This window comes from Rhizobium sp. 42MFCr.1 (genome assembly GCF_000377185.1).
Classification (GTDB): Bacteria; Pseudomonadota; Alphaproteobacteria; order Rhizobiales; family Rhizobiaceae; genus Rhizobium; species Rhizobium altiplani.
Genome location: NZ_KB897822.1, coordinates 50,431 through 60,251 on the forward strand (window position 1 = coordinate 50,431; position 9,821 = coordinate 60,251).

A 9,821-nucleotide genomic window follows, 5' to 3' on the forward strand; every position below is an offset into this window, starting at 1 on the left:
GACTGGTAAAGTGGAAACCAGGCGGCACGGGGCCGCCTGGACGGTTACATCGCTTAGAGACCGCTGTTGTCGGCAGCCGACTTCAGGGCGTCCTCCGGCGAAGACTGGCCGAGCAGGGATTCCTGGATCGCCTGCTGCAGAGCTGTGGAAAGCTCCTGATACTTCGGCGTGGTCGGGCGCGGATACATCGCGGCAAGACCGACCTTGGCCGCAGCGATCAGTTCTTCCTGGCCCTTCGTCACGGCCGGATCCTGATAAGACGATGCCCAGATCGGCAGGCTGAGCTTGGCATACTGGTTCTGCGTCGGCTGCGAGGTCATGAAGGTGACGTACTTCCAGGCCTCATCCGGATGCTTGCTGGCCGTGGTGACACCAAGACCCATCGAGCCGTTGACGGCCGACGCTTCGCTCTTGCCCGCGACACCGGGAGCCGGGACAACGCCGACCTTGCCCGCGACCTTGCTGTCCTTCGGGTCGTTCGCCATGTTGTACATGTAGGTCCAGTTCAGCGCAAAAGCAGCATCGCCGTTCTGGAAGACCTTTCGCACATCCTCTTCCAGGAATTCCTTGGAGTTCGGGTTGGTCAGGCCGGATTTGTAGCTGGAAACCATATAGTTCAGCGCGTCGAGACCGCCGCCACTCTGGAAGGCCGGCTTGCCGTCCTTCAGGAAATCGCCCTTGTAGGCGCTGACGAGCGTCGTGTAATCGCAGATCGCGGCTTCGGCCTGCGACCAGCTCCAGGCGATCGGCGTTGCGAGAAGGCCCTTGTCCTTGATCGTCTTTGCCTGCTCGGCCAGTTCGTCCCAGGTCTTCGGCGGTGACTTTATGCCGGCCTTTTCGAGGATTTCCTTGTTGTAGAACAAATACTTGGTGTCGAGGATCCACGGCATCCCGTAGTACTTGCCGTCATACTGAACGGTCGTCCATGCACCAGGAAGGACACCCTTCTTCATATCGTCGGTGATGCGCGCGGTGACGTCGACGAGGACATTGTTGGTCGCGTATTCGGCAGGCCAGATCACGTCGAAGAGGACGACGTCGTAACCGCCGGACCCCTGAGCGAGCACCGTCTTGTCGTGCAGGCCTTCGTAAGGCACGAATTCGAGATTGACCTTGACGTCGGGGTTTGCCTTGGAAAATGCATCCGTCATGGCGCGGACGTCAGCCTCGCTATAGGCCGCTTGTGCCATAAACAGCGCATTGATCGTCGTTTCGGCAAAGGCGTGCGGCGCGAAAGACGCGCCGATCAGTGCTGCGCCAAGCAGCGTCTTGTTCAGGGATTTCAACATTCCAGCCTCCAGTTTTTTGACATTCACCCGTTTGTCCGAAGGCGGCTGTCGTCGCCATCGGTTGTTGAAAAGGCGCCGGTTAGCCGGCTGCCGGATTCGGAGCGTCGTCAGAGCCGCTTTCGGACTCTCTTGCGTTCCCTGGAACTCTTTGGTTCCTTATTAAGTCAATTGTCTTGACTTATTTCTTCTTCAATATTCTACTGCTGTCAAGAGGGAATTCGGAATGAACGAAGCGCGCCCGATACGGGCAAAAGCAGGCACCAATCATGAAGGCACAAGCGCCCATAACCGGCGGGTGATGATGGATGCCCTGAGAGTGAATGGAGCACTCTCGCGAGCAGACCTGGCGCGCGCCACCAAGCTCACCAAACAGACCGTGTCGAACATCATCGACGAACTCGAACAGGAAGGGCTGGTCACCGCGCAGGAAGCTGTTCGCAAGGGCAGGGGACAGCCGTCGACGCCCTATCGCCTGGTGCCGGAAGGGGCTTTTGCGATCGGGCTGCAGATCGATCGTCACATAACCCGGGCCATAGCTGTCGACCTTGTCGGCAACATACGCACGCGGGCCGAGGCGAACCTGCCTACCGACGGGCCGTCGCGCGGTGCAACCGTAATTCTCGAACTTATCGAGAAGGTTCGCCGTGACCTTGCCGGCCTCGTTGCTCAATCGGAGCGGCGGCTCGTTGGCCTGGGCGCGGCGATGCCTGGCCCGTTCGGGATCGAGGCGACGGGTGACGATCCCTGGATGATGGCCGCCTGGCAAAAGTTTCCGCTACTGGAAACGCTGGCGGCAGGCACGGGTCTTGGCGTTCGTCTGCAAAACGATGCGGCCGCATGCGCAACGGCGGAGCGGATGGTTGGCGCCGCCCATGGGCTCGACCATGCCGTTTGCCTCTATCTCGGCTACGGTATCGGTGCTGGTCTGATCCTCGGCGGGGAACTTTACAGCGGTGCAAACGGCAATGCGGGCGAAATCGGCATGGCGCTGCTTTCGGCAAGCGGCAGCCCGACGCCACTCGAGCATCGTGCCTCGCTCGCCTCGCTCTACCAGCACCTGGCGATCGACCCGGCGGATCCCGGCGTCTATGCGATGGTGAACGAACTGGCGCTGAAGAATGATGCGAGAATACAGAGCTGGATCGAAGAAGCCGTGATGGATCTTCGCTGGAGCGTACATCTGATCGAATCGATCTTCGATCCGCAAACCGTGATTCTCTGCGGCGGTGCGCCTGAAGCCCTGGCGCGACGTCTGGTCGAGGCGATGCACCCTCTGCCGCCATCGATCGCCGATCGCCGTGGCCGGGTCATTCCTCGCTTCCAGCTTGGAATGACTGATCCCTGGGCCGTTGCGCTTGGCGCTGCCGCCGACCCGATCAGCCGCGCTTTCGACCCGAGCTTTGCGGCCATTCTCAAGGGTTCGCTGTAAAAGCGCTCATGCGCGATGGATCGGGTCGATCCATAAAACATCTTCCGGCTGTTCGACCGGTTCGATATCGAGATTGACGACGACCGGTTCCTGGCCGGAGCGCACAAGAACACATTCGAGCGTCTCGTCGCGGCTGGCATTGATCTCTTGATGGGGAACGTAAGGCGGCACGTAGATGAAATCACCGGGACCGGCCTCTGCCGTGAATTCGAGGTGGTCGCCCCAGCGCATGCGTGCCTTCCCTTTCACCACATAGATGATGCTTTCGAGATCCCCGTGGTGATGGGCGCCGGTCTTCGCATTCGCATGGATGGTCACGGTGCCGGCCCATATTTTCTCCGCCCCAGCACGCGCATGGTTGATCGCCGTCGCCCGGTTCATCCCTGGGGTCTGGGCGGTATTGGGGTCGAGTGAATTACCCGGAATGACCTTTACGCCATGTTCGCGCCAGTCGATCGGATGGTGGTCGTGATCATGCGGAACCTCGGTCATTGCATCTCCTTCCGGCAATCAGGTCGTTGCCATCCTGTTCCCTGGCCATGTACTAAAGGCGGTGGATGCCGGAGAGCTCATCGAGCTTGCCGCGCAGTCTGCGCTTTACCTCCTCGTCCTGCCCTTCCATGGCGGCGAGCATTTCGCGAAGCGTTCCGCGCAGTCCGTGGATCTGATCGATGAGATCCATGATCAGATCGACGCCGGCATCGTTGACACCCATGTCACGCGTCAGGTCGAGGATGAGCTGCGCCCGCGCGACATCGGTGTCGCGAAAATCGCGAGTGCCGTCACGTGTCTGAGGCAGCAGCCATCCCTGCTCGACCCACACCTCTAACACCCTCACGTCGATTTTAAGAAAGCGGCGGAATTCAAGATCATCCATGGCTATTCTCCCATGCCCTTTCTCGGATCCTGCTCGTCGCCAGCTGTCCAGCCGGTCATGAAATCGGTCAGCTGCTCATCTGGTCCGTTCGGCAGCACGATTTTCAGAGAGATGTAGATGTCTCCAGCACTGCCGTCTTTCTTCGGAACGCCCTTGCCCTTCAGGCGCAAAACCTTCCCGGTGTTGGAGTGCGGCGGCAATGTGAGGTTGACCGGACCTGACGGCGTCGGCGCGCGCACCTTGCCGCCGAGCACGGCCTCGCGCAGCGTAATCGGCAGGTCGAAGCGAATGTCGTCGCCGTCACGAACATAGAAGCGATGCGGACGCACGCGAATTTCGACAAGCGCATCTCCCGGCCGGCCGCCGCCAATACCGGCCTCGCCTTTGCCGCGCAGTCTGAGCGTCTGGCCGTCGCGCGTGCCAGGCGGTATCTGCAGGTCGAGCGCCGGCCCGTCCGGCAAACGGATCTGGGTCTTCGTGCCGTTGACGGCATCGAGGAAATCGACCTCCATCGAATACTGCCGGTTCTGGCCCTGTGCATGGAAATCGCCTCCGCGGGTTCGTCGCGAAAAGAAGCTCGAGAAAATATCGTCGCTTTCGCCGAAGTCGGCATAGCCCGCGCTGTTGTGATAAGGGTTGCCGGCGTTTCCTGCAGAGGCATAGTCGCGATAGTAGTGGCGCGGCGCCTGCTCGGCACCGGTCATGTCGATCTCGCCGCGGTCAAAGCGCCCGCGCTTTTCTTCATCGCTCAGCAGCTCGTAGGCAGCGGAAATTTCCTTGAAGCGGTCCTCGGCCTTCTTGTCGCCGGGATTGAGATCGGGGTGAAGTTTCTTGGCGAGCTTACGAAATGCGCTTTGAATGTCTTTCTGTGTGGCGTCCTTCTTCACGCCGAGAAGCTCGTATGGATCGCGGCTCATGCATATCTCCGGTTCAGCCGGCGGAAATCACCGGCATTTTGCCATCTATATAGGTTTGCGCGGCTGCTCCGACGAGAGGTTGTATCGGCCTGGGCACCTAATCGCGCTGCAGGTTGATCTCACTGGTCACCACCTGCTGGCCGGATGCCGGATCCTTGTCGACCGTTCGAATGCGGATCGCATTGGCATCGACACGCTGGATGGTCATGTTGGCGCTGCGGTCACCGTTTATCACCTTTGACCAGCGCACCGCGAGATTGATGGCGTCGCCGCGGCGGCTTCCCTGAAGACCGGATACGCCACCGGACGGACCGACGTAACGACCGGCATACTGTGTTCCGGTGACCGTGATATCTGCCGACACCGGCCGCGTGATAACGATCATCCCGCGGCAGGTCCCCTTCATCGAAAGCGCCTCGCCACTCGCCTGGGATGTGAAATTGCAACTCAGGTTGATCGGGGACGAGGAGGTCGTGCGTTTCATCATGCCTCCGCCCGTCCAATCGCCAGCAAGCGACTGGAGGAAAGGCGCCTCGTCGGCATATGCGAAGCCGGTGACCAGCCAGAACAGCGCGGCCACAGCAGCATGTCGGCAGCACTTCATGACGTCCTCCCCTTGGAGATGATCAGGAATGCCTCAGAATGCTTGAAAGTTCCTCATACTGCAGGAACTCGGCCAAAATGTCCCAACGCGGTGGGGAAACGCAAGCGAATTCCTCTTGGTCTTGAGGTCCGACCTCATCGAGCGAAATTCTTGTCAGTTGAGAACTGCTATTGCTGCACTGCAATAATCGCCATATGGTAGAGACGCTGAACTCGGAGGTGCCAATGCCGCCAAGACCATACAGCAATGCCCGTGCCACGCGATCCGATCGCGATCCGATCGCAATTGATCTGGCGCTTCAGGGAGGTGGCGCGCACGGCGCATTCACCTGGGGTGTGATCGAACGGCTCTTCGATGAGTCCTGGCTGGAGATTTCAAGCATAACCGGCACCTCGGCCGGCGCAATGAACGCGGTGGTCCTTGCACATGGCTATGCGCTGATGGTCGAGAGGGCGCGAAGGTGGCTCTCGAGGCATTTTGGGCCCGGGTCAGCGACGTTGCGCGGTTCAGCCCGTTTCAGCGAACCGCGTTTGACGTGATGACCGGTAACTGGTCGCTTGACCACTCGCCTGCCTATCTCTTCTTCGACCTTATGAGCCGCTTGTTTTCGCCCTATGAGATCAATCCGACCAACATCAATCCGCTCCGCGACATCCTCGAGGAGAGCGTGGATTTCGAGGCCTTGAAGCGCTCTGAGATCAAACTGTTTGTCAATGCCACGAACGTGCGAACCGGGCTGCCGAGGGTGTTTCGCAACGACGAACTGAGTGCCGACGCCGTGCTGGCTTCGGCATGCCTGCCGATGCTGCACCAGGCGATCGAAATAGACGGTGATCCCTACTGGGACGGTGGGTTTTCGGGAAATCCGCTGCTTACGCCGGTCGTCCGGGAGAGTGCGGCACGCGACATTTTGCTTGTTCAGGTCAATCCCGTAGAGCGCGCGGGCGTTCCAAGGACTGCACGTGAAATTCTCAATCGCATCAACGAGATCTCCTTTAACTCCAGCCTGAAGAAGGAATTGCGAGCGATGGCCATACTCCAGCGAATGCTTTCGGAAAGCGGCGTTGCGCCGGATGAAATCGCCTGGGCGAAGGAATGGTCAAGCATACGTCTCCATCGAATTGCAACGCCACCGCGCATGGTGGAACTCGGCGCGTCATCCAAGATGAACGGCGAGTGGGAGTTTCTTTCGATGCTGCGGCAGGAAGGGCGCGAGACCGCGCAAGAATTTCTCGCCAGCCATGGCACGGATATTGGAAAGCGGGCGAGCTTTGACATCGAAAGCCTGCTCGATACCGTCCTGCAATAGACGTCAGAGCGCAAAGCCCCGTCATGGATATCGTTGGCGTCCTTATCGCTCTTGGTGTTCTCGTCGCGCTCGCTTACCGCGGCTGGAGCATCCTTCTTCTCGCACCCCTTTGTGCCCTGCTTGCCGCACTGTTGGCTGGCCAGCCGTTGCTTGCCAGCTGGACGCAGACTTTCATGCGCAACGCGGCGGATTTCATTGCCCAGTTCTTCCCGATTTTTCTGCTTGGCGCTCTTTTCGGCAAGCTCATGGAAGCCAGTGGTTCGGTTGAGGCAATTGCCGTGAAGATGACCGAGAAGCTCGGGGCAGGACGAGCCATATTCGCCGTCGTGCTTGCTGGCGCCTTCGTGACATATGGCGGCGTCAGCCTGTTTGTCGCTTTCTTCGTCCTTGCTCCAATGGGGCATGCTCTCTTCAAGGCGGCCGACATTCCGCACCGGCTCATGCCTGCAGCAATCGCCCTTGGAACATCCACCTTCACCATGTCTGCCATGCCGGGCACGCCGGCGATCCAGAATGCGATCCCGATGCCATTTTTTGGCACCAATCCGTTTGCTGCCCCCGGGCTTGGCGTCATTGCCTCGGCGGTCATGCTTGGTTTCGGCATGTGGTGGCTGCAGATGGCGCGGCGAAAGGCGAAGCTGGCAGGGGAGACCTATCGCTATGCTGGCTTGACGGCCTCTGATGCCATTTCAAATGACGACAGGATGCGGGAGCGTGGCGCAGTCGCGCATGACTTCGATCCGGGTGAAATTGCGCGCGGCGGTCATGCGGCGATGCGACCAGGCTTTTTGATCGCAGCGCTGCCGCTGGTGGTCGTCGTTGCGACCAATCTGGTGATGACGTTCGCCGTTTTGCCGCGTATCGACGCGCATTATCTGGCGGAAACTGCGTGGGGCTCAACCACACTTTCAGCGGTTGCGGGTGTCTGGTCGGTGATCGTGGCATTGACGGCGGGCACCGTGGCGCTGCTCGTTACCAACTTTGACCGCCTTCCTGGTCTCCGTTCCATCATCGATGCTGGTGTCAACGCGGCTGTCCTGCCGATCATGAGCGTTGCCAGCCTTGTTGGCTTCGGCGCCGTCGTGGCTGCTCTCCCTGCATTCGAGACGGTGAAGGTCTGGGTCCTGGGCATCGAGGGAGGGCCACTGGTCTCCCTTGCGATTGCGACGAATATCCTTGCTGCATTGACGGGCTCGGCGTCAGGCGGGCTGACGATCGCGCTCGATGCCCTGGGGCCGACCTACATGGAAATTGCCCACCAGACGGGTCTTAATCCCGAACTGATGCACCGGGTTGCGGTCATCGGCGCCGGCACGCTGGACAGCTTGCCGCACAACGGTGCTGTCGTGACGCTCCTTTCTGTCTGTGGTGTTTCACACAAGGATGGTTACTTTGATCTCGCCATGGCCGCCATCGCAAGCGCCCTTGTTGCGCTGGTCGTCGTCATCACGCTCGGAACTCTTGTTGGTTCGTTCTGACCAGCTGCGACAAAACATCCGGGAGTGCGTGGCTGTTTCCACGCGATCGCGACGATCGACGGGCGGACGCCGGTGCCTCTATCGGCTCCCACCGTCAAGGTGTACTCAAGGCAACAGGCTGTACCAGCTCGACTGAACTCCGCGTCAGCCGGTCGTGCGAGTGCGCATCTCGAATACGAGACACTGGAGAGTAGATGATGGGTTTTCCGCTTTTCGATCTCAGCGGCAGGCGAGCATTGGTAACCGGCTCGTCACAAGGCATTGGTTTTGCGTTGGCCAAGGGGCTTGCCGAGCATGGCGCATCCGTCGTGCTGAACGGGCGCGATGCGTTAAAGCTTGAGGCGGCCGCGAAGGCTCTGCGAGAAGCCGGTTACGAGGTTGCTGTGAATGCCTTTGATGTGACCGATGCTGACGCAGTCAAGCATGGCATCGACGAGATCGAGAGCGCCATTGGTCCAATCGATATTCTCATCAACAATGCGGGAATGCAGTTTCGCACGGCGCTCGAGGATTTTCCGGCCGATCGCTGGGAGCAGCTGCTGAAAACCAACATCTCCAGCATCTTCTATGTCGGGCAGGCCGTTGCCCGGCACATGATCACGCGCGGCGCAGGAAAGATCATCAACATCGCCTCCGTCCAAAGCGAACTCGCTCGTCCGGGCATTGCCCCGTACACCGCCACCAAGGGCGCTGTGAAAAACCTGACCCGCGGTATGTGCGCCGACTGGGCCAAGTTCGGAATCCAGGTTAATGCCCTCGCGCCGGGCTATTTCAAGACGCCGCTCAATCAGGCTCTCGTTGATAACGAGGAGTTCTCCTCATGGCTTCAAAAGCGCACGCCTGCCGCCCGCTGGGGTGAGGTGGATGAACTGATCGGCGCGGCGGTCTTCCTGTCCGGGAAAGGATCATCCTTTGTCAACGGACACACTCTCTATGTCGACGGTGGCATCACGACCTGCCTCTAGTGATGCCTATCGCCGTAGCAGCCTGCTCAAATCAGGTTCAACGCTATGAGGCGCGTCTGCCCAGTGGCAGCGAGTACGAGAAATACAGCGGAGCGGCGGCCCTCGGATTTCAGAGACTCAATGCGTCGGACAAATTCACCGGGCGGGTCCAACCGGCCTATTCTGCACGTCCGCAAATACGGTTCCGGGTCGTATGCCTTGCCGAGTGTTCGCGCGCGGTTTGTCTGGCCGCGGAATAGCGAAATTCAATTGTAGCGTGCCGTCCTTCGACGTGCCAGGCCGTGGCTCGTGGCCGCTGGGTGGTGTGCCTTGCACCCTTCGGCAGGCAAGGGCACCTACGCCTTCAGACCAGCATGCTCACCACCAAATCTTCGCAGCCGTCCTCCCCATGCACAGGCTGCCCTGTCCTCAGGTGTAGCTCGACCGCCAATACGCTTCGACCTAGCGTCCGCTACGGGCTCGGGACCGACATGTCTCGATCACGCAAAATAGGAGCACACCATGTCACAGGCAGAAGCAGAGAGCCGCAGGATTGGGCAGGAGGAGGCGAACATGACCCAGAACAACCCCTCACAACCCACCAGAGCACGGTCCGAAGAGTTGGTCCCGTCGCGCTACGCGGTGCGGGTCGGCGAGATTGACGTGCTGGTTATCAGCGATGGGGTACTGCCGCTTCCAACCGCGATGTTGGGACATAACGCCGACCCTGCCGTCCGAGCTGGCTGGCTGGACGATATGTTCCTGCCGCAGGACGCTTTCGACTGGTCGCTGAATGCGGTTCTTGTACGCAGTGGTGGGCAGACCATACTCATCGACGCTGGACTGGGATTGGACCCGGACTTGAACTTGCCGCGGGCAGGGCAGTTGACCAAGCGACTGGAGGCGGCTGGCATCGATCTTGGATCCGTCACCGACATCGTGCTGACCCACATGCACATGGACCACGTTGGCGG

At 59.9% G+C, this 9,821-nt stretch carries 9 protein-coding genes and 1 pseudogene; 5 read left to right on the forward strand and 5 right to left on the reverse strand.

From position 1 onward, the window contains the following. Positions 1 to 53: 53 nt before the first annotated feature. Positions 54 to 1,289 carry an extracellular solute-binding protein gene (locus C934_RS0107225; RefSeq protein WP_018856031.1) on the reverse strand — a complete coding sequence of 412 codons (1,236 nt, stop codon included), beginning with the start codon at positions 1,287 to 1,289 and terminating at the stop codon, positions 54 to 56. A gap of 223 nt (positions 1,290 to 1,512) precedes the next feature. Between C934_RS0107225 and C934_RS0107230 the strand changes: the two genes are divergently transcribed. Beyond that, positions 1,513 to 2,718 (forward strand): ROK family transcriptional regulator, encoded by a 1,206-nt coding sequence (locus tag C934_RS0107230; RefSeq protein ID WP_018856032.1) that lies wholly within the window; start codon positions 1,513 to 1,515, stop codon positions 2,716 to 2,718. Between the two features lie 6 nt (positions 2,719 to 2,724). On the opposite strand, the gene C934_RS0107235 is transcribed toward C934_RS0107230, so the two are convergent. The 4 genes from C934_RS0107235 to C934_RS0107250 form a co-directional block, all read right to left on the reverse strand. After that, complete coding sequence (locus C934_RS0107235; RefSeq protein ID WP_018856033.1) at positions 2,725 to 3,210, reverse strand: cupin domain-containing protein; 486 nt, start codon at positions 3,208 to 3,210, stop codon at positions 2,725 to 2,727. 52 nt (positions 3,211 to 3,262) lie between these two features. Next, entirely contained in the window at positions 3,263 to 3,595 is a 333-nt protein-coding gene (locus C934_RS0107240) for a chaperone modulator CbpM (protein WP_018856034.1), read from the reverse strand. 2 nt (positions 3,596 to 3,597) lie between these two features. Continuing rightward, on the reverse strand, positions 3,598 to 4,512 hold the full coding sequence (locus tag C934_RS0107245) for a DnaJ C-terminal domain-containing protein (RefSeq protein WP_018856035.1): 915 nt from the start codon (positions 4,510 to 4,512) through the stop codon (positions 3,598 to 3,600). 97 nt (positions 4,513 to 4,609) lie between these two features. Further along, the gene (locus tag C934_RS0107250) at positions 4,610 to 5,116 is read right to left on the reverse strand and encodes a hypothetical protein (protein ID WP_018856036.1); all 507 of its coding nucleotides are present in this window, start codon (positions 5,114 to 5,116) and stop codon (positions 4,610 to 4,612) included. A gap of 224 nt (positions 5,117 to 5,340) precedes the next feature. Between C934_RS0107250 and C934_RS31690 the strand changes: the two are divergent. The 4 genes and pseudogenes from C934_RS31690 to C934_RS0107270 form a co-directional block, all read left to right on the forward strand. Continuing rightward, positions 5,341 to 6,425 (forward strand): annotated as a pseudogene (locus C934_RS31690) (patatin-like phospholipase family protein). 23 nt (positions 6,426 to 6,448) lie between these two features. Then, positions 6,449 to 7,903, forward strand: coding sequence for a GntP family permease (locus C934_RS0107260; protein ID WP_018856038.1), 1,455 nt, complete (start codon positions 6,449 to 6,451; stop codon positions 7,901 to 7,903). Positions 7,904 to 8,100: 197 nt separating this feature from the next. Then, complete coding sequence (locus C934_RS0107265; protein WP_018856039.1) at positions 8,101 to 8,868, forward strand: SDR family oxidoreductase; 768 nt, start codon at positions 8,101 to 8,103, stop codon at positions 8,866 to 8,868. A 552-nt stretch (positions 8,869 to 9,420) separates the two neighbouring features. Continuing rightward, positions 9,421 to 9,821, forward strand: a 401-nt coding sequence (locus C934_RS0107270; RefSeq protein WP_442965919.1) for an MBL fold metallo-hydrolase, incomplete at its 3' end; no start/stop codon positions are given.